This window comes from Allobosea sp. LjRoot237, assembly GCF_964253285.1.
Taxonomy (GTDB): Bacteria; Pseudomonadota; Alphaproteobacteria; order Rhizobiales; family Beijerinckiaceae; genus Allobosea.
In genome coordinates this window covers 1,566,585-1,591,851 of sequence record NZ_CAXUQP020000001.1, presented here as the reverse complement: position 1 = coordinate 1,591,851, position 25,267 = coordinate 1,566,585, and the positions used below count along the sequence as shown (strand labels likewise).

General features: G+C 66.5%; 21 protein-coding genes. 9 read left to right on the top strand and 12 right to left on the bottom strand.

The genetic code is table 11. The annotated features are described in order from the left end of the window. Positions 1 to 128 precede the first annotated feature (128 nt). The 7 genes from ACSQ24_RS07695 to lysM all read right to left on the bottom strand — a co-directional run bounded on the left by ACSQ24_RS07695 (position 129) and on the right by lysM (position 7,764). A complete protein-coding gene (locus ACSQ24_RS07695; protein WP_436094118.1) occupies positions 129 to 2,438 on the bottom strand; it encodes a xanthine dehydrogenase family protein molybdopterin-binding subunit in 2,310 nt (769 codons plus the stop codon). Between the two features lie 117 nt (positions 2,439 to 2,555). Further along, entirely contained in the window at positions 2,556 to 3,509 is a 954-nt protein-coding gene (locus ACSQ24_RS07690; RefSeq protein WP_436094117.1) for a YiiG family protein, read from the bottom strand. Positions 3,510 to 3,767: 258 nt separating this feature from the next. Then, complete coding sequence (locus ACSQ24_RS07685) at positions 3,768 to 4,082, bottom strand: rhodanese-like domain-containing protein (protein ID WP_436094116.1); 315 nt, start codon at positions 4,080 to 4,082, stop codon at positions 3,768 to 3,770. Between the two features lie 21 nt (positions 4,083 to 4,103). Beyond that, on the bottom strand, positions 4,104 to 5,423 hold the full coding sequence (locus tag ACSQ24_RS07680; RefSeq protein ID WP_436094115.1) for a TRAP transporter large permease: 1,320 nt from the start codon (positions 5,421 to 5,423) through the stop codon (positions 4,104 to 4,106). Continuing rightward, positions 5,420 to 5,923: a TRAP transporter small permease gene (locus ACSQ24_RS07675; protein WP_436094114.1), complete on the bottom strand. Its 504-nt coding sequence runs from the start codon at positions 5,921 to 5,923 to the stop codon at positions 5,420 to 5,422. Before ACSQ24_RS07675 ends, ACSQ24_RS07680 begins: the two co-directional genes overlap by 4 nt. A 7-nt stretch (positions 5,924 to 5,930) precedes the next feature. Then, entirely contained in the window at positions 5,931 to 6,983 is a 1,053-nt protein-coding gene (locus tag ACSQ24_RS07670) for a TRAP transporter substrate-binding protein (RefSeq protein WP_436094113.1), read from the bottom strand. 337 nt (positions 6,984 to 7,320) lie between these two features. Then, positions 7,321 to 7,764 carry a peptidoglycan-binding protein LysM gene (gene lysM / locus ACSQ24_RS07665; RefSeq protein ID WP_436094112.1) on the bottom strand — a complete coding sequence of 148 codons (444 nt, stop codon included), beginning with the start codon at positions 7,762 to 7,764 and terminating at the stop codon, positions 7,321 to 7,323. A gap of 279 nt (positions 7,765 to 8,043) precedes the next feature. On the opposite strand from lysM, the gene ACSQ24_RS07660 reads away from it, so the two are divergent. Then, complete coding sequence (locus ACSQ24_RS07660; protein WP_436094111.1) at positions 8,044 to 8,478, top strand: GlcG/HbpS family heme-binding protein; 435 nt, start codon at positions 8,044 to 8,046, stop codon at positions 8,476 to 8,478. Between the two features lie 126 nt (positions 8,479 to 8,604). Then, positions 8,605 to 9,675 carry an NAD(P)/FAD-dependent oxidoreductase gene (locus ACSQ24_RS07655; RefSeq protein WP_436094110.1) on the top strand — a complete coding sequence of 357 codons (1,071 nt, stop codon included), beginning with the start codon at positions 8,605 to 8,607 and terminating at the stop codon, positions 9,673 to 9,675. A 125-nt stretch (positions 9,676 to 9,800) separates the two neighbouring features. On the opposite strand, the gene ACSQ24_RS07650 is transcribed toward ACSQ24_RS07655, so the two are convergent. After that, positions 9,801 to 12,272, bottom strand: a complete 2,472-nt coding sequence (locus ACSQ24_RS07650) for a hypothetical protein (protein ID WP_436094109.1) — start codon at positions 12,270 to 12,272, stop codon at positions 9,801 to 9,803. A 180-nt stretch (positions 12,273 to 12,452) separates the two neighbouring features. After that, complete coding sequence (locus tag ACSQ24_RS07645; RefSeq protein ID WP_436097842.1) at positions 12,453 to 13,685, bottom strand: urate hydroxylase PuuD; 1,233 nt, start codon at positions 13,683 to 13,685, stop codon at positions 12,453 to 12,455. Positions 13,686 to 14,026: 341 nt separating this feature from the next. Here ACSQ24_RS07645 and uraH point away from each other — a divergent pair, with 341 nt between their 5' ends. Together uraH and puuE are read left to right on the top strand one after the other, a co-directional pair. Beyond that, complete coding sequence (gene uraH, locus ACSQ24_RS07640) at positions 14,027 to 14,380, top strand: hydroxyisourate hydrolase (RefSeq protein WP_436094108.1); 354 nt, start codon at positions 14,027 to 14,029, stop codon at positions 14,378 to 14,380. Positions 14,381 to 14,449: 69 nt separating this feature from the next. Then, positions 14,450 to 15,874, top strand: a complete 1,425-nt coding sequence (puuE, locus tag ACSQ24_RS07635; RefSeq protein ID WP_436097841.1) for an allantoinase PuuE — start codon at positions 14,450 to 14,452, stop codon at positions 15,872 to 15,874. A gap of 120 nt (positions 15,875 to 15,994) precedes the next feature. Here puuE and ACSQ24_RS07630 read toward each other — a convergent pair whose 3' ends face one another. Continuing rightward, positions 15,995 to 16,753: an SDR family NAD(P)-dependent oxidoreductase gene (locus tag ACSQ24_RS07630; RefSeq protein ID WP_436094107.1), complete on the bottom strand. Its 759-nt coding sequence runs from the start codon at positions 16,751 to 16,753 to the stop codon at positions 15,995 to 15,997. A gap of 123 nt (positions 16,754 to 16,876) precedes the next feature. Between ACSQ24_RS07630 and ACSQ24_RS07625 the strand changes: the two genes are divergently transcribed. Then, positions 16,877 to 17,059 carry a hypothetical protein gene (locus ACSQ24_RS07625; RefSeq protein ID WP_436094106.1) on the top strand — a complete coding sequence of 61 codons (183 nt, stop codon included), beginning with the start codon at positions 16,877 to 16,879 and terminating at the stop codon, positions 17,057 to 17,059. Positions 17,060 to 17,172: 113 nt separating this feature from the next. Here the strand turns inward: ACSQ24_RS07625 and ACSQ24_RS07620 are convergent, their stop codons facing one another. Together ACSQ24_RS07620 and ACSQ24_RS07615 are read right to left on the bottom strand one after the other, a co-directional pair. Beyond that, a complete protein-coding gene (locus tag ACSQ24_RS07620) occupies positions 17,173 to 18,618 on the bottom strand; it encodes an SNF2-related protein (RefSeq protein WP_436094105.1) in 1,446 nt (481 codons plus the stop codon). Then, complete coding sequence (locus tag ACSQ24_RS07615) at positions 18,615 to 19,565, bottom strand: LysR family transcriptional regulator (protein ID WP_436094104.1); 951 nt, start codon at positions 19,563 to 19,565, stop codon at positions 18,615 to 18,617. The genes ACSQ24_RS07620 and ACSQ24_RS07615 overlap by 4 nt, the downstream gene beginning before the upstream one ends. A 317-nt stretch (positions 19,566 to 19,882) precedes the next feature. Between ACSQ24_RS07615 and ACSQ24_RS07610 the strand changes: the two genes are divergently transcribed. The 4 genes from ACSQ24_RS07610 to ACSQ24_RS07595 all read left to right on the top strand — a co-directional run bounded on the left by ACSQ24_RS07610 (position 19,883) and on the right by ACSQ24_RS07595 (position 25,030). Beyond that, positions 19,883 to 21,409 (top strand): ABC transporter substrate-binding protein, encoded by a 1,527-nt coding sequence (locus tag ACSQ24_RS07610; RefSeq protein WP_436094103.1) that lies wholly within the window; start codon positions 19,883 to 19,885, stop codon positions 21,407 to 21,409. A gap of 243 nt (positions 21,410 to 21,652) precedes the next feature. Next, positions 21,653 to 22,570, top strand: coding sequence for an ABC transporter permease (locus tag ACSQ24_RS07605; RefSeq protein WP_436094102.1), 918 nt, complete (start codon positions 21,653 to 21,655; stop codon positions 22,568 to 22,570). Between the two features lies 1 nt (position 22,571). After that, positions 22,572 to 23,468, top strand: coding sequence for an ABC transporter permease (locus ACSQ24_RS07600; RefSeq protein ID WP_436094101.1), 897 nt, complete (start codon positions 22,572 to 22,574; stop codon positions 23,466 to 23,468). A 170-nt stretch (positions 23,469 to 23,638) separates the two neighbouring features. Further along, the gene (locus tag ACSQ24_RS07595; RefSeq protein ID WP_436094100.1) at positions 23,639 to 25,030 is read left to right on the top strand and encodes a M20 family metallopeptidase; all 1,392 of its coding nucleotides are present in this window, start codon (positions 23,639 to 23,641) and stop codon (positions 25,028 to 25,030) included. The last annotated feature ends 237 nt before the right edge of the window (positions 25,031 to 25,267 follow it).

Sequence of the window (25,267 nt, the reverse complement as noted above, 5' to 3'; positions counted from 1 at the left end):
GGAATCCTCCGGAAGACAGGCGCCTGAACCAGCGCTGTTTTGAACTCTTCCAGATCAACGCACGGGCACGACAGCGCCAAGTCGCATTGTCGTGAATATCATTGCATAAGCGCAATCAACTCCTTGCGTCAAAGCAGATATCCCGCCGCCTTCAGCGTCCCGAACACCTTGGCCGGCGTCGCCGGCATGTCGATCGCCTTGATCCCCGCGGCGCGGTCCAGCGCATCGACCATGGCGTTCATCACCGCCGGACAGGCGCCGATCGCGCCGGCCTCGCCCGCGCCCTTCACGCCGAGGGCGTTGGTGACGCAAGGCACGTTGCGCGTCTCGAAATGGAAGTTCGGGATGTCGATCGCGCGCGGCAGCGCATAATCCATGAAGGTCGCGGTCAGCATCTGGCCGGACGAGTCGAAACGGATTTCCTCCATCAGCGCCTGGCCGATGCCCTGCGCCGCGCCACCATGGACCTGGCCCTGCAGCATGATCGGGTTCAGCGTCACCCCGAAATCGTCGACCACGACATAGTTCTGGATCTCGGTGCCGCCGGTCGCCGGATCGACCTCGAGCTCGACCACATGCGTGCCGTTCGGATAGGTCGCCTCTGGCGGCGTCCAGCTCTGATGGACGCTGAGCTGCTCCGCCTTGGCGCCGGGCAGGTTAGCGATCGCCTTGAGGTCGAGCTTCTTGTCGGTGCCGACGATACGGACGGCGCCGTCGACGATCTCGAGATCGCCCGGGCTGGCTTCGAGCGCATCCGAGGCCAGGCTCTTGAGGTTGTCGGCAAGAATGCCGGTCGCCGCGTTCAGCGCCGCGCCGCCGACGGGGATCGAGCGCGAGCCGCCGGTACCCGAGCCCGTTGCGACCCGGTCGGTATCGCCCTGGATGACCTTGATGCGGTCCATCGGGATGTCGAGATGCTGCGAGACGAGTTGCGAATAGGCGGTCTCGTGGCCCTGCCCGTTCGACTGGGTGCCGATCAGCACGGTGACGGTGCCGTCCTTCTCCAGGATCACGGTCGAACTCTCCGGCCCGCCACCGCCGCAGGCCTCGATATAGCAGGCGAGTCCGATGCCGCGGATCTTGCCTGCCTTCTGCGAGGCTTTCAGGCGGCTCTTGAAGCCCTTCCAGTCCGCCACTTCCATGGCGCGGCGCATATGACCCTCGAACTCGCCGGAATCGTAGACCGGGCCGGTCTGCGTCCTGTGCGGCATCTCGCTCGGCTTGACGAAGTTGAGGGCGCGCACCGCATCCGGCGTCTTGCCGGTCTCGCGCGCGATGGCATCGACCAGCCGCTCGATCAGATAGGCCGCCTCGGGCCGGCCCGCTCCGCGATAGGCGTCGACCGGCGTCGTGTTGGTGAAGACGCCGCGGAAGCGGACATGCACGGCCGGGATATTGTAGCAGCCCGGCGTCATCGTCGTGCCGACCCAGGGGATGAAGGGCCCATACTGCGAGAGATAGGCGCCCATATCGGCAGCGAGATCGACCTTGAGGCCAATGAACTTACCGCGCTTGTCGAGCGCCATCGTCGCGGTGCTGAGATTGGCGCGGCCATGTGTATCGGCGAGGAAGTGCTCGGTGCGATCGGCGACCCAGCGCACCGGCCGCTTCAGCATCTCGGCTGCGACCATGGTCAGCGGGTATTCGCGGTACATGAAGATCTTGGTGCCGAAGCCGCCACCGACATCGGGGGTGACCACCCGGATCCGAGCCTGGTCGACCTTGAGGATGTAGTCGGCGAGGATCTCACGCGTGCCGTGGCTGCCCTGGCTGCCGAGTGTCAGGGTCCAGCGCTTGGTCGCCCTGTCGTATTCGGCGATGCAGGCGCGCGTCTCCATGTAGTTGGAGGCGAGACGATTGTTGACGATGGTCACCGAGACGGTCCGGTCGGCCTTGGCGAAGGCTTCTTCAGTCTTCTTGGCGTTGCCCTGCTCCGCCTCGAAGGCGACATTGCCGGCCCGGTCCGGCCAGACCTGCGGCGCCTTCCCCTCGAGCGCCTCGGCGATGCCTGTGATCGAAGGCAGCGTCTCGAACTCGATCTCGATCGCTTCGGCGGCGTCGCGCGCCTGGTCGAGCGTCTCGGCGACGATGAAGGCGATCGCTTCGCCGACATGGCGCACCGTATCGGTGGGCAGGACCGGGACAGGATTCGGCTTCACATCCTCGCCGGAAATCTCCTTGATCAAACCCTTGCAAGGGATGTCGCCGAGATGGGCGACATCCTCGCCGGTCAGGATCAGCTTGACGCCCTTGCGCTTCCTGGCCGTCTCCTTGTCGATGATCCTGAACTTTGCGTGCGCGTGCGGCGAGCGCAGCACATAGGCGTGCAGCGCGCCTTCGACCGCGGTATCGTCGGTATAGCGGCCGGTGCCGGTGGTCAGGCGCTGATCCTCGACCCGCCGCACCGGCTGGCCCATCCCGAACTTCATCGGACGCATCGGCAAACTTCCTTCGGATCACTCGAATGAGAAAGACTGGCGCAGGATCGCCGTGACGTCACCCCGGTCCACGCGCAGGGACCGGGATGCGCCGAGCGCAAGCAACGGGTCTTGAATTCAGCGGATCATGCGCGCAGCGCTGTCGGACATGCTCACCATCATATTGTAGCTGGAGACGATCCGGTTGGCATCGCCCGCCGCGCCCTTGCGGACATCGCCCTTCGACTTGCCGAGCTTCTCGCGGAAGTCGCGCAGCGAGCCGAGCCAGGTACTGGCGGAGGAATCGATCATCGGCACGCCGGACGGGTTGTTGTCCTTGAAGCGGTCCATCTCCTTGATCGCCCCGGAATAGCCGGCCAGCGCCGTGTCGAAGGCGGCGAGATCGACGATCGGCCGCTCATTGCTCGGCATCAAATCCATCACGGCGCGGGCATTCATCATGATGTTGCGCAGCTGCCAGCGGGCCTGGCGGCCCTCGCTCGCCTCGATCGCCGCGAGCTCGCGGGCGTCGATGCCCTTCTTGTAGGCGTTGAGCTGCAGGTCGAAGGCGCCCCGCTCGCGCAGGAAGGCCTCCGCCGCCGGCACCATCTTGGCGTGCAGCTCACGGCCCTCGGTGGCATTGTCGTCACGATAGTCCTTGCGCTCGTAATAGCGTTCGGCCCGGGTGATCAGCGGCGCCAGCTCCTGATAGGCGGCGATGAAGCGCTCGACCGCGCCATCGAGCTCCGGCTGAGCCGGCGGCTGGCCGGTCGCGGCCTCGGCCTTGGCAATCTCGTCCTTCACGTCATAGAGGCTGTAGAGCCCATAGGAGATGTAGCGCTCCTTGCCGGTCGGGCCCTTCTTCATGTCGACCCAGCTCTTGTAGCGATCCCAGGACTCGATCGCCCTGAGCGTCCGGTTGGCGAGCGAGGTATAGGCGTTCGACTTGGCGATCGCAGCCTGCAGCTCCGGATCCTGCGTCGGTCGCTTCGCTGCGGTCTGCGGGGCAGCCTGCGCGAAGGCGAGCGGAGCTGCGGAAGCAGTGCAAAGCAGGGCTGCGAGGGAGAGGCTCAGCAGGCGGACGGCCTTCATCAGGGCACCTTTGGTCGACCACGGCCGGTTTTGAAGCCGCGCCACGTTATCGGCTCTGGCGTGGCAAGCTGCAACCGGAAGGCGACATGGATCAGCTCGGGGTTCGCCCCCCAACACAGCCCTCATCCTGAGGAGGCTGCGTGAGCGGCCGTCTCGAAGGATGCTCCAGCGATCTCCGGAACCTCCTGGAGCATCCTTCGAGACGCGCTCCTGCGGAGCGCTCCTCAGGATGAGGGCTCAAGGGATTCAAACGGACACTCAGCGCTCGACCGGCTCGCCGCGCATGGCCCAATCCTTGAAGCCGCCGATATAGTGGCTGTCGATGTCGAGGCCGGCCGCCTGCGCGAACTCCAGTGCCCGCAGCGAGCGCACGCCCGCGGCGCAGGACAGCACGATGCGCTTGCCGGGTTCATCCGGCAGGTCGGCGGGGTCGAACTGCGAGAGCGGCAGCGACACCGAGCCGGGAATACGCCCCGCCGCGCACTCGTGCGGCTCGCGCACGTCGACGATCAGGATCGAGCCGTCGGCGAGCCCAGCCTTGACGGCGTCGATGTCGAGGTCGTGTACGATCATGCTGTCGCTCTCGGGTATCGCTCAGTTCAGGAGCTTCACCAGATAGAGACTCAACGCCGGAAATGCCACGCAGATGCCAAGCCGGATCACGTCGGCGACGACGAAAGGCAGCACCCCACGATAGATCCGCGTCACCGGCACGTCGCGCGCCAGCGAAGCGACGACGAAGACGTTGAGCCCGATCGGCGGACAGGTCATGCCGATGCCGACCACGACCAGGACGAGGATGCCGAACCAGATCGCGATGTCGTCGCTCGGCATGCCGAAATCGAGCGCCGTCACGATCGGGAAGAACACCGGCAGCGTCAAAAGGATCATGGCGAGCTCGTCCATGACGCCACCGAGCACGATGTAGAACAGCAGCAGGCCGACCAGCACGGTGTAGGGCGCCCAGCCGGACGCCGCGATCATCTCGGCCGCCGCCGTCGGCACCTGCGTCAGGGCCAAGAAGGCGTTGAACACCTCCGCCCCGAGCAGGATCGCGAAGATCATCGCCGAGGTCTCGGCCGTCTGCAGGATCGCCTGCTTGATCTCGGCGAGGCCGAGCGTGCGCCGGAACAGGCCGATCGCCAGCATGATGAAGGCGCCGACAGAGGCTCCCTCGGTCGGGGTGAAGATGCCGCCATAGATGCCGCCAACCACGATCACGGCGACCGCCATCGCCGGGATGACGCCGACGAGCAGCGGCCAGCGTTCGCGCCAGGGCGTGCGCTCATGCGCGGGCCCGAGCGTGCCGTCGAGCCGCGTCATGATCGCGATGGTGATGCAGTAGAACGCCGCCGCCATCAGCCCGGGGATCAGCGCCGCCTGGAACAGCTTGGCGATGTTCTGCTCGGTCGAGATCGCATAGACGACGAGGATGACCGAGGGCGGGATCAGGATGCCGAGCGTGCCGCCGACCGCGGTGACGCCGCAGGCGAAGCCGGGATCATAGCGGTAGCTGCGCAATTGCGGCAGCGCGGCACGGGCGAAGGTCGCGGTGGTCGCGACCGAGGAACCGCAGATCGCGCCAAAGCCGGTGCAGGCCCCGATCATCGCCATGCCGAGGCCGCCGCGGCGATGGCCGACGAAGGCAGAGGCCGCCTTGAACAGATCGCCCGCCAATCCCGAGCGCTCGGCGAAGGCGCCCATCAGCACGAAGAGCGGGATCACCGAGAGCGTGTAGTTGGCGAAGATCTGATAGGGCGTGGTGCGGATATAGTTGAGGAACGGCTCGAGTCCGTTGAGCTGGATATAGCCGGCGCTGCCGACGACCAGCATGGCGAGGCCGATCGGCAGGCGCAGCGCCATCAGCGTCAGCATGACGACGAAACCTGTGATGGCGAGGGACGCGCCGCTCATCGGGGTTGCCTCAGCAGGCGGCTGGCGCTGACGAAGGCGGCAAGCGCGACGAAGCCGGCGAGCACCGCGCAGAGCGCGATCGGCAGATAGCTCGGCAGCTGCAGAACCATCGTGTTCTCGCCGCTGGCGAGCGCCGAGCGAGCCCCGACTCCGAGCCGCCAGGCGATCAGCGCCATGGCGAGGCCGTAGACCACGTCCCAGAGCGCATCGAGCCCGTCGCGCCAGCGCGGCGGCAGCTTCAATGTGAAGGTGTCGACGAAGATGTTGCCGCGCTTCAACTGGCAGAGCGGCAGGAAGCAGAAGGCGGCGACGGCCGTCGCCATCTGCACCAGCTCGAAATCGCCCGGTACGCCGGCCTTGCCGACGAGATCACTGCGCAAGGTCACGCTGACGACGACCATGGTCGCGAGCACGATCAGCAGCACTCCGCCGATGAGCGCGACCGTCTCCGCCACCGCGTCGATGCGCGATGGCGGCCTTTCCACTGCCCTGTCGGTCATGACCGGATCAGGCGGCGTTCTGGTGCTTGGTCAGCGCGGCACGGGCGGCGGCGAGCAGCTTCTCGCCGTCGAGGCCCTTGTCCTTGGCGGTCTTGATCCAGCCCTCGATCACCGGCTCGGTCGTCTTGCGCCAGCGCGCCGCTTCCGCCTCGTCGATGGTGGTGATGCTGTTGCCGCGCTTCTTGACCATCTCGGAGACCACGATCGCCTGCTCGTCCCAGACCTTGCCGGCCATGGCCGAGGCGGCGGCGCCGGAGTTCTTGTCGATGATCGCCTTGAGGTCGGGCGCGAGCCCTTCGTATTTCGCCTTGTTCATCGCGAGCACGAAGGTCGCGACATACAGGGTCGGCGAGCCCGGGATCTCGGTGTGGTTCTTGACCAGCTCCTGGACCTTGATCGACGGCACGACCTCCCAGGGCACGACGCAGCCGTCGATCACGCGCTGCGCCAGCGATTCCGGCACCTGCGGGATCGGCATGCCGATGGCGTTGACACCGAGCGCGCGCAGCGCCTCGCCGGCGAGCCGCGTCGGGAAGCGCAGCTTCAGACCCTTCAGGTCCTCCATCGTCTTCACCGGCTTGTTGGCGTGGATCAGCCCGTGATCATGCGCCCAGAAGCAGATCGGATGGATGTCCTTGAACTCGTCCTTGAGATGCTCGCTGGCGTAATCGGTCAGCGCCAGCGAGTTCACCAGCGCCCGTTTGTTCGCCACGAAGGGCAGCTCGAACGCTTCGATGCCGGTGAAGCGGCCGGGCGTGTTGCCGGGCAGCGTCCAGACGATGTCGACGACGCCGTCGCGGGCCTGGTCGTAGAGCTGCGGTGGGGTGCCGCCGAGCTGCATCGACGGGAAGATGTCGATCTTGATCCGGCCGTTCGATTCGGCTCCGACCTTGTCGGCCCAGGGCTTCAGGAACTTGGAGTGCCCGTTCGCCACCGGCGGCAGGAAGTGGTGCATGCGCAGCGTGACTTCCTGCGCATTGGCACGGCTGGCGCGCAGCACCGCCGGAGCGGCCACGGCTGAGCCGGCGAGCGTCAGGAACTTGCGGCGATCAAAGCTCATTTGGGTCCCCTCCCCGGGAATTCTGCGTTGTTGCGTTCACCCTGCCGCGGGCCTTGCCGGCAAAAGGCCGGCTGGCCCGTCTCGCGAAGACGCAAGATGGATCAAACCGGCCCCGATGCAAACTGGCCGGAAGTCTCACGCCTTCCAGGCCTTATAGTTTCATTCGCAACTAATTCGCAAGCCCGCCGGAACTTGCCCGGCGGGCTGCTCGCGCTAGAGCCCGTTCCGCCGAGCTTGCACCGCAAGCTCGCGGCAAAAACGGCCTTCCAGACCACAAGCGAGAGATGGATCTACTGATCGGGTTGATTCAACCCGATCAGATCCGGCTCAAGCGTGATCAGGCCAGCGGCGGAATGCGCAGCACCCAGCCCGGCTGGATCAGGTCGGGATCCTTCACCGGCGGCGTGTTGGCCTTGACGATCTCGGTGTACTTGGCGCCCTTGCCCTTGCCGTAGTTCTCCTCGGCGATCTTCCAGAGCGTGTCGCCCTTCTTCACCGTGTAGAACACGGCGGCCGGCGCCTCCTTGTTGACGACCAGCTCCGATTCGACTGAACCGACGCCGGCGGTGTTGCCAATCGCCAGAATGATCTTCTCGGCCTCCTCGGTGCTCAGCGCCTTGCCGGAGACCTTCACCTTGTCGCCCGAGACGTCGATCTTGACGTCGGACGGCAGGCCGTGGCCGGCCAGTTCCTTCTGCAACTGATCTGCCGTCGCCGCATTGGCCGAGCTCGACCCGAAGATCTTGGCGCCGGCTTCCTTGATGAAACTGAACAGACCCATAGCATGCTCTCCTGGCGCGCCTTCCGTTCGACCAGGATTGGTCGAACGCTAGGACTTCACACAACCCGACAGCCTTGGAGCATGTTCTGGTCGCAAAAGTGGCGTCACCTTGCGGAACACATTCCCGGACGGGCAATCCATCAAGCCCATTCGGAACGACAACTGCAAGACGAAACCTGCAAGACGAAACCGCGTCGTCGCCCTTCCCTCGCGCCGTCGACGCTGGCAGAACGGAGCCGAACCAAAGCATACCGTCATCGACACCGCGAAAGGCCAGCCATGAGCGCACTTACCCTCGAACAGGCCAGCGTGATCGTCGACGGCGCCCTGAAATATGCGCGCGACAACGCCCTGAAGCCGCTCGCCATCGCGGTGCTCGACGCGCGCGGTGCGCAGAAATTCTTCCTCGCCCAGGACGGCACCAGCCTGAAGCGCGGCGAGATCGCGCTCGGCAAGGCCAATGGTGCGATCGCGCTCGGCGTCGGCCCGCGCACGCTCAACAAGATGGCGCTGGAGCGCCCGCACTTCATCAACGGCGTCGCACTCTCGGTCGGCGGGCCGGTGGTGCCGGTTCCCGGCGGCGCGCTGGTCCGCAATGCAGAAGGCGACCTCATCGGCGTCGTCGGCATTTCCGGCGACACTTCCGACAATGACGAGGCGGCGGCGCTCGCCGGCATCGCCGCGGCAGGGCTCGTCGCCGAAACCGGCGGCTGAATTCTGCTATCGTCACATGCGGCCCTGCCTGCCCGGCCTTGCGCCATGTCGCATTGCAAGGCCGGCGGATTTCCGGCAACGGGTGCGTGACCGGCGGCCCTTGAAGCCGTCTCAGGAATTGCGACCATGAACATCGCCGCCGCCATCGAGGGCGAAACCGTCCAGACCGACGTGCTGATCATCGGCGCCGGCCCTTGCGGCCTGTTCGCCGTGTTCGAGCTCGGCCTGCTCGACATCAAGGCCCATCTCGTCGACATCCTGCCCAAGGTCGGCGGCCAATGCGCCGAGCTCTATCCGGAGAAGCCGATCTACGACATTCCCGGCTTCCCGCTCGTCACCGGCCAGGGGCTGGTCGACAACCTGATGGAGCAGATCAAGCCCTTCGACGCGACCTTCCATCTCAACCAGATGATCGAGCAGGTCGAGGTGCTCGGCACCGCCGAGGCGCCGCGCTTCCGCCTGCGCACAGATGCCGACACGGTTTTCGAAACGAAAGCGATCCTGATCGCGGCTGGCGGCGGCTCATTCCAGCCGAAGAAGCCGCCGATCCCCGGCATCGAGGCCTATGAGGGCCGCCACGACGGCGGCGGCGTGCACTATGCCGTGCGCAAGATGGAGGTCTTCCGCGACCGCGAGATCCTGATCGTCGGTGGCGGCGATTCGGCGCTCGACTGGACACTGAACCTGCAGCCGATCGCCAGGCGCGTGACGCTGATGCACAGGCGCGACGATTTCCGCGCCGCGCCGCATTCAGTCGAGCAGATGCGCGCCCTCGTCGCCTCCGGCGCGATGGATCTGAAGCTCGGCCAGGTGCTGGGGCTGAAGGGCGAAGGCAATGACCTTCAGGGTGCGGTCTGCCGCGACAATGCCGGTGCCGAGTTCGAGATCGCCTGCAATACGATGCTGCCCTTCTTCGGGCTGACGATGAAGCTCGGGCCGATCGCCGACTGGGGCCTGAACCTTCACGAGAACCTCATCCCGGCCGACACCGAGAAGTTCGAGACCAATGTGCCCGGCATCTTCGCCGTCGGCGACATCAACACCTATCCGGGCAAGCTGAAGCTGATCCTGTCGGGCTTCCACGAAGCGGCGCTCGCCGCCCAGAAGGTCCACCGCTACGTCTATCCAGAGAAGCGGCTGACCTTCCAGTACACGACCTCCTCGACCGCACTGCAGAAGAAGCTCGGCGTGGCCTGAGATTCCGCGTCATTCTCGGGCGAAGCGAAGCGCAGACCCGAGAATCTCGGGACGAGAAAACGCTATCCGAGGCCTCTTCGACCTGAGATGCTCGGCTCAAGGCCGAGCATGACGTCCGTGAAGCCCTACCGCACCACCGACATGGCCGACGAGGCCGACAGATCGTGCGCGGCCATGTCCGGCGCCGGGCGCTTGACCGGCTCGGGCGCAATCGGCTGGAGCCGCGTCGCCAGCGAGCCCGATGGGCCGCTATGTGTCGGAGCCTCGGCGACTACGCCCTCCTCCTCCGGCGGGGTCACGCGGTCGCGCAATTCGGCGATCGCGCCGTCGAGCGGATGGAAGCTGAAGCGGATCTTGTGCGTCCCGGCCGGAACCTGCACGGCGCGGAACAGGACGTTGGCCCTGAGGATCTCGACCTCCTGCCCGTCGAGCTCGGCCTGCCACCAGGGATGCCAGATGTCGTTCAGCACGACGAAGCCGGGCTGAGCGCTCGTCACCTCGATCTCGACCACCGTATTGCGGTAGCGCTTGAGCTTGACCTCGGCATTGGCCGCGACCGGCCCCTCCGGCACACCGGGCTCCGGCTCCTGCTCGAGCAGGACGACGCGCTGCGGGTCGGCATCAGGCCACTGGCCGGCCGACTTCATCCCCTCGAAATCGGCGAGCTGCCAGCCGCCGACGAACATCACGCGCGGCAGCGCCCGCGGATTCTCGTAGATGTAGCCGTCCTTGGTGTAGGCGACGAGCTTGAGGTCGCCTGCTCGCAGCGAGCGGTCGACCTGGCCGATCGGCACCCGCGTCGCGATGTAGCGCAGGCCGAGGAAGTCGGCGAGGCGGCAGCGATAGGACGGGAACAGCGGCGTGAATACGCGCTCGCCCGGCGCGGCGATCGAGTCCCGCGTGCCGACCGCCTCCGAGAAATCGGCGAGCCGCAGCGGGTTGTAGCCCAGCGTGTGGTCGAAGCCGTGGATCATGCCGGCATTGGGCCATTCGAAGCCCATGCCGAGCAGTTCGACCCGGTCGCGCCGCGGTGAATCCGGCGGCTGCACCGTAAGCTTCTTCAGCACAGCGACCGTCTCGTTCTTCGTCTCCGGCCGCAGCACGTCGTAGACCTCCGGCGCCAGCGCCGTGGCTTCGTTCGGGCCGTTATTGGCGGCAAGGTCGGCGGCGACGACGCCGGTCACGATCAGGCTCGCGACGAGCGGAGCCGCGGCGCCGCGCCAGCGCGTCAGCACGACGAGGAGCAGAAGCGCCGTCACGAACCAGGCGGCGGCCGTTGCGCTCGGGAGCCAGGCCTGGCTGAGATGGCCGGCGTGGCGCGCCACCAGCAAGGCGAGGACGATGAGCAGGGCGATCACGCCGGCGCCGATGCCGAGATCGCGCAGGGTCGCGCCCGGCTTCTCCTCGCGGAGGATGCGGTGCAGCAGATAGCCCGAGAGCACGGCCCCGAGCCCGCCGATCAGGAAGGTCGCATCGGCTGGCCGCCGGAACACCTTGACGCCCGGCAGATACTCATAGGCGAGGTGGAACAGCGGCGTGTAGCGGCCGAGCGCGAACAGCACCATCAGCACGAACAGGATGGTGTAGGGTCGGATCGCCTTGTCCCAGAGCCAGCCGCGTGTCAGCCCCGGCACGATCAGCAGCAGGAAGGGCAGCGCTCCGAGATAGACCTGCCCCATGTTCTTGGAGAGGAAGAGCTCCTTGGCATTCCAGTCCGGAGCGTAGGGGCCCCAGAACTCGATCGCCGGATCGCGCACGCCGAACAGGTCGCCGACGAAGGCTGTCAGCAGCGAGGCCGGGTGCAGCGAGCCCCTACCCGCCTCGACGAGATCGATCGCCGGCCGCGTCGTCGCCTCGGCGAAGAGCCAGGTCCAGAGCAGGGGCACGGCGATGGTGACGATGCCGGCGAAGCAGGCGGCCGCGATCGGTGCAAGGCTGGCACGGAACCCCGTCCAGCCTTCCGAGAGCCAGTGGGCCACGACCATGCCGATCAGGATATAGGCCCCGAGCAGCGCCACCTGATCCGGATCGAGCACCATCATGCCGGCGGAAAAGCCGGCGAGCAGCCCGTAGCGCAGTGAGGCGCGCTGCAGCATCCGCGCCGTCATCCAGAAGGCGAGGCCGAAGAAGGCAAAGCTCGCGATCTGCCCGACATGCTGGATGCGCCAGGCCGCCGAGGCGCCGAAGGCGAAGACCAGCGCCGCCAGCAGCGCGCCGGCCGGATGCCAGCCGCGATCGCGGAAGAACATCAGCATGGCGAGCCCGCCGACGAGCAGATGGGCCAGCACATAGGCATCGACCGCGCGGAAACTCGGCGAGGAATTGAACAGCGCCAGCAGGATCGCCGGCGAGAAGATCAGCGATTGCGGATCGGCGACCTGCGGCGAGCCGGCAAAGACATTGTGGGTCCAGAACGGCGACTGCCCCGAATGCAGCGCCTGCGCCAGGAACTGGATCTGCGCCTGGAAATGCGCCTTGGCATCGAACGGAATCGTCACCGCCCCCGACAGCCAGGGCCAGCACAGCGCCATCCAGGCGCAACAGAACAGCGCGGCCGCCAGCCAGTAGCTGGAGCCCGATCTCCAAACCGCTTTCAACTGGACCCCCAAGGCCCCTGGCGCACCCGGCACGCATGATCACGCGCCGATCACGCCGATGTGATCAGGATTGACGATGACGGTTCCGCGATGAACCGAAACTGAATGAAACTGAACGGAGCGGATCAGCCGCCCGACTGTGGCACAGCAGCGTCACCATGCCGCGCCGGTGCAGCGCGATCAGCGCTTCTGCGCCACCCAGGCCGCGAGCACACGCCGTTCGTCTGCGGTCATGCCGGAGAGGTTGTTCGGCGGCATGGCGTGGGTCAGCACCGCCTGGACGCCGATGGCCCGGCGCTGGCGGGCGATCAGCTCAGGCTCGTGCAGATAGACGCCCTTGGGCGCGATGCCGATGCCGGGCCAGGACGGCTCCGGCGCATGGCACATGGCGCAGCGGCCGGTGACGATGTTGGCGACCTCGGGCGAAGGCGCGACGAGCCCGGCGAGCATCACCGGCTTCACCGGCTCGAGCGGCTTCAGGCCGAGCCGCTCGCGCCCGCCGGGCGAGGACGCCATCGCGACCCAGAAGGCGAGCCAGAGCGCCAGCGCCGCCACCGCCCAGGTCCACCAGGGCGATTTCGCATGATCGGCATGGCGGACATTGTAGAAGTGCCGGATCAGCGCGCCAGCGACGATGATCAGCGCGACCAGAGCCGGGATCACCACCGAATTGGCGTAGGTCACCGGGTAGTGGTTCGCCAGCATCAGGAACAGCACCGGCAGGGTGATGTAGTTGTTGTGCAGCGAGCGCTGCTTGGCCTGCTTGCCGTATTTCGGATCGGGCACCTCGCCGGCGACCATCGCGGCGATGGTCTTGCGCTGGCCCGGCATGATCACGAAGAAGACGTTGGCCGACATGATCGTCGCCATCAGCGCGCCGGTATGGATCAGCGCGCCACGCCCCGAGAAAACGCTGGCGAAGGCCCAGCTCGCGGCAACCACATAGCCGAAGCCGAGCAGGCCGAGCACGACATCATTCTTCCCCAGCGGTGACCTGCAGAGCAGGTCGTAGAACAGCCAGCCGCCGGCCAGCGCCGCGATGCCGATCGCGCCCGCCGCGACTGGCGAGAGCGCCATCACCGCCGGATCGATCAGATAGAGCTCGGACTGGGCGTAATAGACCCAGACCAAGAGGAAGAAGCCGGAGATCCAGGTCCAGTAGGCCTGCCATTTGTGCCAGGTCAGCTCCTTCGGCAGCACCTCCGGCGCGACCAGGTATTTGCGCATCGCATAGAAGCCGCCGCCATGGACCTGCCAGGCGAGGAACTGCGTCGGCTGGCCGGCGTCGGTCCTGGGCGCATCGGGCGCGGCCCGGAGCGAAGCGTCGAGATGGATGAAGAAGAAGGACGAGCCGATCCAGGCGATCGCCGCGATCACATGCAGCCAGCGCAGGAGCTGGCTGCCCCACTCCATCAGATAGGCCTCAAGCACCGGCGGGTTCCGGATGGAGAAGCACCAGCGCAATCGAAGCTGCGACCTGTCCTCTCTCCCCTTGTGGGGGAGAGTTAGAGAGGGGGGTATGCCACCCTCGACATCTGCTCAGCTTGGCACGGAGAGGACTGCGGCTGCGATACCCCCCTCCCAACCCTCCCCCACAAGGGGGGAGGGCTTGTCGCGCGGTTCTCGCGCGCTTCACCATTTGACAGGGCCGAATCCGGGATGGAACTTGCATCGCCTTCAAGACTAGGTTCGCGCTTTCGGAAGGCAAGCGGCATTCCCGCCGCGCGGCGCGGCTTCAACGAGAGGTTCAAGGCATGGGGCGTCTGTCGACGCATGTGCTCGATACGGTCCACGGCAAGCCGGCCGCCGGCGTCGCCATCGCGCTCGATGCGCTGCTGCCGGACGGCAGCCGCGTGCGGGTGGCCGACGCCGTCACCAATGCCGATGGCCGCACCGATGCACCGCTGCTCAGCGGGACGCTGCCGGTCGGCAGCTATGAGCTGACCTTCGCGATCGGCGACTATTTCCGCCATCTCGGCACGAAAATGCCCGAACCCGCCTTCCTCGATCTCGTGCCGATCCGCTTCGCCATCGCCGAGCCGCAGGGGCATTATCACGTGCCCCTGCTCGCTTCGCCCTGGAGCTACTCGACCTATCGCGGCAGCTGAGAAACGAATCTGTCGCCAACGGCTTGCGAGCCGCGCTTGAATCACCGTCGCATGGACTTGAATCACCAGATGAACGCCTCCTCCTATCCGCGCGACCTCGTCGGCTATGGCCGCACCCCACCGCATCCGCACTGGCCGGGCGAGGCCCGCATCGCCGTGCAGTTCGTGGTGAACTACGAGGAAGGCGGCGAGAACAACATCCTGCATGGCGACGCTGCCTCGGAGGCCTTCCTGTCCGAGATCGTCGGCGCGGCGCCCTGGCCCGGCCAGCGCCACATGAACATGGAGTCGATCTACGAATACGGCTCGCGCGCCGGCTATTGGCGGCTCTGGCGCATGTTCACGCAGCGCAAGCTGCCGGTCACGGTCTTCGCGGTCGCGTCGGCGCTGCAGCGCTATCCCGAGATCGTCTCATCGATGCAGGAAGCCGGCTGGGAGATCGCCACCCACGGCCTGAAATGGATCGATTATCGCGACCTGCCCGCCGAGACCGAGCGCGCGCATATCGCCGAGGCGATCCGCATCCAGACCGAGATCGCCGGCGAACGTCCGCTCGGCTGCTACCAAGGTCGGACGTCGCAGAACACCATTCCCCTGACCATGGAAGAAGGCGGCTTCCTCTACACCGCCGACGTCTACGCCGACGAGTTGCCCTATTGGCTCGAAGGCCCGCATGGCCCGCAGCTCGCCGTGCCCTACACGCTCGACGCCAACGACATGCGCTTCGCGACGCCGCAGGGCTTCAATGCCGGCGATCAGTTCTTCGCCTATCTCAAGGATAGCTTCGACACGCTCTATGCCGAGGGCGAGACCGCGCCGAAGATGATGTCGGTTGGTCTGCACTGTCGCCTCGTCGGCCGGCCCGGCCGCGCCGCCGCGCTCGCCCGCTTCCTCGACTATGTCCAGAGCCATGAGCGCGTCTGGGTCGCGACCCGCCTCGACATCGCCCGCCACTGGGTCAGGACGCAGCCGCCGGCTGGCGGCTATAAGCCGTCGCGGCTGCCGCAGGCGCTGTTCACCGAAGTCTATGGCCGGATCTGGGAGCACTCGCCCTGGATCGCGCAGGAGACGCATGCCGCCGGCCTTTCGTCCGAACAGGACAGCGCAGAGGGCCTGCACCAGGCGATGGTCGGGGTGATGCGCAAGGCCCCGCGCGAGCGCCAGAAGGTGCTGCTCGACGCCCACCCCGACCTCGCCGGCAAGATTGCGGCCGCCGGCGAGCTGACACCGGAATCGGCCAATGAGCAGGGCTCGGCCGGGCTCGACCGCCTGACATCGGACGAGCGTGCCCGCTTCACCGCCCTGAACGAGGCCTACAAGGCGCGGTTCGGCATCCCCTTCATCCTGGCGGTCAAGGGACTGACGAAGGCGGACATCCTCGCCTCGTTCGAGGAGCGGCTGAAGAGCACGCCGGAGCAGGAGTTCGCGACGGCGCTGGCGCAGGTCGAGACAATCGCGCTGATCAGGCTGCGGGATTTGCTGCCGGGAGCTTGAAGGAAGGCATTCCCGTCATTGCGAGGAGCGCAGCGACGAAGCAATCCAGAGGACGTAGAGCTCTGCCGCCCCTGGATTGCTTCGCTACGCTCGCAATGACGGAAGAGCGCGATCGGGTTCCTACAGCCCGCTGACCAGATGGCCGCCGTCGACCGCGACGACCGCGCCGGTCATGTAGCGCCCGGCGTCGGATGAGAGCAGCAGCAGCGGCCCATCGAGATCGTCGAGTTCGCCGGGTCGGCGCATCGGGATGCGCTTCTTCAGCGCCTCGCCTGCGTCTCCGGCGAAGAACTCGCGGTTGATGTCGGTGACGACATAGCCCGGCGCCAGCGCATTGACCCTGATTTGGTGCCGGGCCCACTCCAGCGCCAGCGCCTTGGTCATCTGGATCAATCCGGCCTTGGAGATCGCATAGGGCGCGACCTTGCCCGCGACGCGCTCGCCCAGGATCGAGGCGATATTGACGATCGCCCCGCCTGATTGCTCCGCCATGATCTTCGCCGCCGCCTGCGCCGCGAAGAAGCAGCCCTTCAGGTTGACGTCGAGCTGCCAGTCCCATTGCGCCTCGCTGACCGAGAGCGCAGCTTCCGTCTCACCGACGCCGGCATTGTTGACGAGCACATCGAGCCCGCCGAGCAGCTTGGCGGCTTCAGCGACACCCGTCTCGATCGCTCCAACAGAACTCACATCGAGCGCGAGCGGCACGACCCGGCCCGGCAGCCCCTCGCAGTCGCGCGCCAGTTCCGCGAGGCGCTCGGTACGCCGCGCCGCCGCCGCGACCAATGCGCCCTTGCCCGCAAGCAGCCGGGCGAAATGCGCGCCGAGCCCCGAGGAGGCACCCGTCACCAGAACCCGCTTGCCGTTGAGATCGTCGAACATCCAGTGCCTGCCTCCCCGGTGGAGGGGACAATGCCGCGCGGCGGTGGTCAACCTCGCTGCGCAGGAACCCCGCCGCCGCCCGAGCGTTCTCTGCCGAAGACCAATTCGGACGGGGGATTTCCCATGTTTCGCATTCTGCTGGTGATCGCGGTCATCGCGATCGGCTACGACGCCATCGTCCATCAGGGCGCCTATACGCGCGACCTCTGGTACAAGGCGGTCGGCGCGACCGAGCGCGTCGTCGATCAGGCCAAGCGCATCGGCGAGCGCGCGCCGGACGAGCCGCCGCGTTCGCAGATGAATTGAGCGACGCCGTCATGCTCGCCCCTGTGGCGAGCATCCACGCCTTGAACACCGCACTGGATCGCCGAAGACGTGGACGGTCGGGACAAGCCCGACCATGACGGAAAGGGTGGCGTCTAAGCCGCCTCGCGCGCCAGCGCCGCCCGCTCGATCTCCCCGGCGATGGCGTCGATCAGCGCCGTCTCGTCACCGGCGAGGCCTTCCATCGCCGCCATGCGGGCGAGCACGGTCGTGGCGACCTTCTCCTCCACCGTGTCCTCGGCATAGGTGTAGAAGATCGTCGCGTGCTGGCCGTCGCGATGGCAGCGGCCCTCGATCTGCTGCAGCTGGATCGCACTGTGGCGCAGATCGTGGACGACGAGCGCGCGCTCGCGCTCGCCGCCGGGCATCTCGGCCTTATGCAGCGAGATCGACTCGGTCACGGTGAATATGACGGCGTCGAGCTTGCCGGTCTGGAAGGCGATCCGGGTCGCCTCGTTGGCTTCGCCGGAATACTCGCCGGTGATCGAACCGACGCGCCAGCCCTTGCCGGTGAGTTTCTCGGCCAGCATCGCGCCGGTTTCCAGGAAAGCCACAGAGATCGCGACCTGCTCGTCGTTCTCGAGCAGGTCCTGGCAGAACTCGGCCGTGCCCGCAGTGCGCAGCAGGCTCGCCTTCTGGCGGAAGCGCAGATCGGCGGCCCAGCCGGCGGGCTTGCGGGTCGAGCCGCCGGCAAGGCCGAGCTCGCGCCGGAACTCGCGCCAGGTCGCGTCGTAGAGCTTGCGCTCGCTTCCATCGAGCGCGACCGGAGCGAGCTCGCGCTGCACCTCCGGCCAGCCGGCGATCTCCTCCGGCCGGCGCCTGAGCCCGATGGCGTTGGCGCCGCGATAGAGCAGACCGGCCATCACCTTGCGGTCGCTCTCGTTCGGCTCCCAGCTCCAGTTCTTCCAGCGCCCTTTGGCCTTGCCCATCTTCAGGCGCTTCATCAGCGCCCGGAAGCCGTCGAGATCGGCGCCGGGCGCCCCCGTTGCCTCGGCGAGTAGCCGCGCGAGATAGGAAAGCTCGTGCGGCGCCTGCCCTGCCGTCGCGCTCATGTAGATCGTGAACTGCGCCGCCGCCGCCATCTGCCGGCAGACCAGCCCCTGCTGCGAATTCGGATTGCGGATGCGATGGGCCTCGTCGATCACGACCAGCGGCCAGACCCGCTTCGGCGTGCCGTGCTTGGCGAGCTCGTTGTTCTTCGCCCGTGTCGAGCGCTTGCTGCTGGCCGGCGGCGGAGCGAGCAGCGACTTGGTCCGCTCGAAATTCATCAAGGTCAGCTTCTTCGCCGGCAGCCCGGCATGGGCGATGGTGCGCCGCCATTGCGGGATCGCGCCTTTCGGGCAGATCACCAGCACCTCCTGCTCCGGCATCGCCGAAATCGCGAGCCAGGCCGAGAGCGTCTTGCCGAGCCCGGTCAGGTCGCCGAGCAGGAAGCCCGGCTTGCCCGCCGCCCGCGCCGCCAGGATCGCATCGCGCGCCACGAGCTGGTGCGGATGCGGCACCATGATCTCGGACGGATCGCCCTTGGCTGGAACGCTCATGCCTGCCGGACCTCGGAAGCCGCTGCCGGCTCGGTCGCCATCGCCGCGAGCACGTCGGCGCGCTGCAGCTCCTCGATCAGCACGCCGAGGAAATTGGTTACCACCTTAGGCAGGGCGCGGCCCGACATGGTCTGGATCTGCAGGCTGCGCGGCGGCAGGTCGCCATCCCTCAGCGGCAGCGCCACCACCGAGCCGTCCCGGATCGAGGCGCCGAAGGTGATCGAGCTGGCGAACATCACGGCACCGCCGAGTTTGCAGAAATGGCGCAGGCTCGCGACATTGGTCGAGGTCAGGACGGCATCGACGGTCAGCCCGCGCGCCGAGAAATAGATGTCGACGATCTTGCGCACCGTCGCCTCGCTATCGAGTACCGCGACCGGGTGGACGAAGATGTCCTCGATCCGGACCGACTCCCTCGCCGCCAGCGGATGGTGCGGCGCGACGAAGGCATAGGTCCGCGCCGCACATTGCCAGTTGATGGTGACGCCGCGCTCCTGCTGCAGCACGAAGGTCAGGCCGAGATCGATCGTGCCGGTGCGGACATGCTCGGTCACCACCTGCGGCGACATCACCTTGACGTCGAAGGCGACATCCGGGTGTTGCTGGCGGAAGGCGAAGATCACCTCCGGGATGAAGCTGACCGCGAAGCCTTCGGTGACGCCGAGCCTGATCAGCCCCTTGCTCGCACCGCGCAGCTCGCGGATCTCGCTGACGACCTGCTCGCTCTCCAGCTCGAGCCGCTGGGCATAGGCGGCGAGCGTCTGCCCGGCCTGGGTCAGGATCATGCCGTGCGAGCGCCGCTCGAACAGGGCTGCGTCCAGTTCCTTCTCGAGATTGGCGATCTGGCGGCTGACCGCCGAGGCTGCGACGCGCAGGCGCTGCGCGGCGGCGCTGACCGAGCCGGTCCGCACCACCGCCAGGAAATATCGCAAGGCCGGAGTCTGCACGTCTGAGCCTCGGCAATCGCTTCGGGCACTCCAGCCCTCATCCTGAGGAGCAAGCACAGCTTGCGCCTCGAAGGATGCTCCAGCTGGTTCCGGAGCCTCCTGGAGCATCCTTCGAGACGCAGCCTTGCGGCTACTCCTCAGGATGAGGGCTGAGAGTTTGCTCGCCTTAGCAAAAGCCTTGCCATTCCGGCAACGATCCTTTCGATTCATTCTTATGGCGGCAAGCACGAAGCTGTGCAGAGTTTGTGTCGCCGGCGTGACGGCGGCCCATGGCTGCCCGCCGAACCAGACAAGCGACAACGCTGCGAGGGGAAAACATGCGCTTCTTCGACAAGGCCTCCACGGCCCTGGCTGCAACCGTTCTGGCGGTGACCGCTCTGGCGACGCCCGCCTTCGCGCAGAAGGCCGCCAATACCGTCCGCTTCGCCTATGACCAGGCGCCGGAAAGCGTCGATCCGTTCTTCAACAATGTCCGCATCGGCGTGATCATCGGCGCCAATGTCTGGGACACGCTGATCTACCGCGACCCTGCCACCAACGAGTACAAGGGCCAGCTCGCCAAGAGCTGGAAGCAGGTCGATGACAAGACCATCGACTTCGAGCTGCGCGAGGGCGTGAAGTTCCACAATGGCGAGGAGTTCGACGCCGACGACGTCGTCTACACGCTGAACTTCATCTCCAAGACCGAGAACAAGGTCGTCACCCAGGGCAACGTCAACTGGATCGCCAAGGCCGAGAAGCAGGGCAAATACAAGGTCCGGCTGACCACCAAGGAGATCTTCCCGGCCGCGATCGAGTATCTCGCCGGCCCGGTCGTGATTCATCCGAACGAGTATTACGAGAAGGTCGGTCCCAAGGGACAGAACGAGAAGCCGGTCGGCTCGGGCCCGTACAAGGTCACGAACTACGTGCCCGGCAAGTCGATCTCGCTCGAGCTCAACAAGGACTACTTCAAGGATTCGCCGAAGCCGCAGCCGAAGATCGGCAAGTTCGAGATCCGCTTCATTCCGGATCGCCAGACCCAGATGGCCGAGATGCTCTCGGGCGGCGCCGACCTGATCATGCACGTGCCGAAGGACCAGGCCGACCAGCTTCAGGCGGTGCCAACGCTGCAGGTCGTCTCCGGCGAGACGATGCGCATCGTCTTCATGCAGATGAACATCCTCGAGAACGGGCCGGCCCCGGCCCTCAAGGACGAGCGCGTCCGCAAGGCGATCATCCACGCCATCGACCGCGAGGCGATGGTCAAGAACATCGTCGGCACCGGCTCGCGGGTCATCAACACGATCTGCTTCCCCTCGCAGTTCGGCTGCACCGACGAGGGCGCGGCGCGCTATCCCTATGATCCCGCCAAGGCCAAGGCGCTGCTGGCGGAAGCCGGCCATCCCAGCCTGACCATGGACATCGTCGCCTATCGCGAACGCAACCAGACCGAGGCGCTGATCGGCTATCTCCAGGCCGTCGGCATCAAGACCAATCTGCGCTTCCTGCAATACGCCGCGATGCGCGAGCAGATCGCCACCAACAAGGCGATGCTGACGCACCAGACCTGGGGCTCGTTCTCGGTCAACGACGTCTCGGCCGCGACGCCGAACTATTTCGCCTTCCGCAGCGAGGACATCACCCGCGATGCGGCGGTCCGCGATCTCCTGGAGAAAGGCAACAACTCGGTCGATCCGGCGGTGCGCAAGGAAGCCTACAAGGCCGGGCTGAAGCTGATCGCCGACAAGGCCTATGCCGTGCCGCTCTACTCGCTGCCGGTTTACTACGTCGCCAACAAGGACCTGAACTTCAAGGCCTATCCGGACGAGCTCGTCCGCTTCTGGGAGATGGGCTGGAAGTGACGGGCGGAAGCGCCACAGAGTTCCCCTCCCCCTTGTGGGGAGGGTTAGGGGTGGGGGTCGCAAAGCCTGGGCGCGACGCTCGCCGATCGCATTGACGCTGATGCCAATCTCCAAATCACCCACCCGGTCGTTCGACCCCCGCCCCTACCCCTCCCCACAAGGGGGAGGGGTTCGCGCAGCGGTTCCTTGCGCAAGCACCCGGCCGCTGGATGTCATCACCCTGCATCACCCCGGACGCATCTCGTGTTAGGCTTCATCGTCAAACGGCTCGGCCTGGCGCTGCTCGTCGCGCTCGCGGTCTCGGCCATCGCCTTCTTCCTGCTGCGCCTCTCCGGCGACATCGCGGTCGCGATCGCCGGCGAGGGCGCGCAGCAGGCCGATCTCGACGTCATCCGCAAGACCTACGGGCTCGACCGGCCGCTCGTCGTCCAGTACCTCGACTGGCTGCTGAAGACGCTCTCCGGCGATTTCGGCACCTCGATCTACTTCAAGACCGATGTCGCAACGCTGGTCTTCGCCAAGTTGCCGGTGACGCTGATCCTTGGCCTCTCCTCGCTCGCCTTCGCGCTCCTGATCTCGATCCCGCTCGGCGTGCTCGCCGCGATCTACTCCAATAGCTGGATCGACCGGCTGGCGCTCGCCATCGCCGTCTTCGGCCAGGCGATGCCGAACTTCTTCTTCGCGCTGATCCTGGTGATGCTGCTCTCGATCACGCTGCGCTGGCTGCCGGTCTCCGGCTCCGGCAGCTGGCTGCACTACGTCATGCCGACGATCGCGCTCGGCTATTACACCGCGCCGGCCTTCATGCGCCTGATCCGCGCCGGCATGATCGAGGTGCTCTCGGCCGATTATATCCGCACCGCGCGCGCCAAGGGCCTCTCGCCCTACGCCGTCGTCATCACCCATGCACTGCGCAACGCGGCGGTGCCGGTCGTGGCGCTGACGGCGGTGCAGCTCGGCCACCTGCTTGGCGGCTCGGTGGTGATCGAGACGATCTTCGCGCTCGATGGGCTCGGCTACCTCGCCTATCAGAGCATCACTTACAAGGATTTCCCGGTCATGCAGGTCATCGTCCTGCTGCTGTCGGTGGTCTATGTGCTGCTGACGCTCGCTGGCGACATCGCCAATGCCTGGCTCGATCCGCGCATCCGGGTGTCATGAGATGAGCGACGTGACCTCCCTCCCCCTCGCTGCCAGCGACGTCACCGGTGGGCGCCGTTTGCTGCGCCGGGCGCTGGCGCAAAAATCCTTCCTGCTCGGCTTCGGGCTGCTGCTGCTGTTCGTGGCGCTCGCGCTGCTCGCCCCGGTGCTGGCGCCGCACGACCCCTATCTGCAGAACCTGACGGCGCGGAACGTCCCGCCGGTCTGGTACGCCAAGGGCGGCTGGCTCCATCCGCTCGGCACCGACCCGCTCGGGCGCGACTATCTCTCGCGCCTGCTCTACGGCGCCCGCATCTCGCTGCTGATCGGCATCAGCGTCGTCGCCATCGCCGGGCTGATCGGCACGACCATGGGCCTGCTCGCCGGCTATTTCGGCGGCCGCATCGACATGGCGATGACCTTCGTGCTGACGACCCGCCTCGCCATGCCAGTGATCCTGGTGGCGCTCGCCGTCGTCGCCATCATCGGCTCCTCGCTCTGGATTGTCATCCTGGTGCTCGGCCTGCTGAAATGGGACCGCTTCGCCGTGGTGATGCGCAGCGCGACGCAGCAGGTCCGCTCACTCGACTACATCACGGCGGCGCAGGCCTCCGGCGCGACCACGACCCGCATCATCCTGCGCGAGGTCCTGCCCAACATCGCCCCGCATCTGATCGTGGTCGCGACGCTGGAAGCGGCGAGCGCCATCCTGCTCGAAGCGGCGCTCTCCTTCCTCGGCCTCGGCGTGCAGCCGCCGCTGCCCTCCTGGGGCCTGATGGTCTCGGAAGCCAAGGCCTACATGTTCTTCTCGTTCTGGCTGATCGCCCTGCCCGGCACGGCGCTCGCTCTGCTGATCTTCGCGATCAACCTCGCCGGCGACGGCCTGCGCGATGTGATCTCGCCCGAAAAGCGTAACTGATGCATCTCTGCCCACCCCGACCCACAGCCCTCATCCTGAGGAGCGATCGCAGATCGCGTCTCGAAGGATACTCCCAGTGCACTCTGGAGCATCCTTCGAGACACCGCTGCGCGGCTCCTCAGGATGAGGGCTGAGAGTTGGGCTACTCAAGACCAGACGGAGTGACTGCCATGACCCGCGCCAAGGCCATCGCCCATGCGCTCGACTATTTCGACTCCGGCAGCTTCAAGAGCGACCTGTCGCGGCTCGTCGCCATGCCGACCGAGAGCCAGAATCCCGAGCGCGCCCCAGTCCTCGCCGAATATCTCGACGCCGAGATGCGCCCGCTGCTGGAGAGCCTCGGCTTTACCTGCACGGTGCTGACCCATCCCAAGGCCAAGGGCCCCTTCCTCTTCGCCCAGCGTATCGAGGACGAAGGCCTGCCGACCATCTTCGGCTACGGTCATGGCGACGTCATTCGCGGCCTCGACGCGCAATGGGCCGAAGGCCTTTCGCCCTGGACCCTCACCGAGCGCGGCGACCGCTGGTATGGCCGCGGCGTCGTCGACAACAAGGGCCAGCACCTGATCAACCTCAGCGCGTTGAAATCCGTGCTGGAGACGCGTGGCGGCAAGCTCGGCTTCAACGCCAAATACCTGATCGAGATGGGCGAGGAATGCGGCTCGCCCGGCCTGCGCGAGCTCTGCACCGAGCAGAAGGAGCTGTTCAAGTCGGATGTGCTGATCGCTTCCGACGGGCCGCGTCTCAACGCCGAGCGCCCGACCATCTTCTTAGGCGCCCGCGGCGGCGTCACCTTCGATCTCACCATCAACGCCCGCGAGGGCGGCCACCATTCCGGCAACTGGGGTGGCATCCTCTCCGACCCAGCGATCCAGCTCGCCCATGCCATCGCCTCGATCACCTCGCCGACCGGCCAGATCCGCATCCATGAATGGGTACCGAAGGAATTGCCGGCGGCCGTGCGCAAAGCCCTCGCCGATTGCGAGATCGACGGCGGGCCCGACGGTCCGACCATCGACCGCGAATGGGGCGAGCCCGGCCTGTCGCCGGCCGAGCAGGTCTTCGGCTGGTGCTCCTTCGACGTGCTGGCGATGAAATCCGGCGTGCCGGAAACCCCGGTCAACGCCGTGCCGCCGAGCGCCTGGGCCCGCTGCGCCCTGCGCTTCGTCGTCGGCATCGATCCGGACGACGTCATGCCGGCGCTGCGCCGGCATTTCGACCGCCATGGCTTCGGCATGGTCGAGGTCACCAAGGCGCGCGATGCGGTCTTCAATGCGACCCGGCTCGATCCCGACGACCCGTGGGTCGAATGGGCGCTGGCCTCGCTCGCCAGGAGCACCGGCAAGAAGCCGGCGCTGCTGCCCAATCTCGGTGGCGGCCTGCCCAACGACATCTTCGCCGACATCGTCGGCATGCGCACGATCTGGGTGCCGCATTCCTATCCCGGCTGCTCGCAGCATGCGCCGAACGAGCATGTCCCCGTCGCCATCCCGCGCGAGGCGCTTGGCCTGATGGCCGGGCTCTACTGGGATCTCGGCGAGAGCGACCGCCCGGCACTCTGACAAGTTCGGGAACTCCCCACCGTCATGCTCGACGCACGGCCAAGGCTGTCATCCGCGGGGAACCCCTCTCCCGAATGGGAGAGGGGCAGGGGTGAGGGACCGCCGCTGATTATTGGAACGCGAGGGTGCCGTCGCGCCTTCTACGGATAGGGCAGGCCCTCATCCCTGCCCTTCTCCCACACGGGAGAAGGGTTCCCCGCGCTCTTCATCCGCATTGATCTATTCCCGATCAAGGAC